The organism is Winogradskyella endarachnes, assembly GCF_009741275.1.
In the GTDB taxonomy this organism is placed as follows: domain Bacteria; phylum Bacteroidota; class Bacteroidia; order Flavobacteriales; family Flavobacteriaceae; genus Winogradskyella; species Winogradskyella endarachnes.
The window spans coordinates 1-280 of record NZ_WOWS01000040.1; the positions used below are offsets into that span (position 1 = coordinate 1).

Annotated in this window: 1 protein-coding gene; it reads right to left on the reverse strand. The window is 69.3% G+C overall.

The features are described from left to right. A partial coding sequence (locus GN138_RS15925; protein ID WP_157364983.1) for an AMP-binding protein occupies positions 1–280 on the reverse strand: 280 nt, incomplete at both ends.

The window sequence follows — 280 nt, forward strand, 5'->3', positions numbered from 1 at the left end:
TGCCTTGTCCTCCGGCGAGGCCTCGGTGCCGAAGCCCCGCTCGAGCCGGTTGTCGGCGTCGTCGGGCTGTTCGGGGGTGGCCATCAGGTAGGCCAGGGCCTTGCCGACGTAGGTGAAGAACGTCGCGCCGAAGAACTTCACGTCGGGCAGGAACCCGGACGCGGAGAACTTGCGGGTCAGGCACACCGTCGCACCGTTGGCCAGGGCCGGGGCCCACAGCGCCATCAGCGCGTTGCCGTGGAACAGCGGCATGCAGCAGTAGTCCACGTCGTCGCGGTGG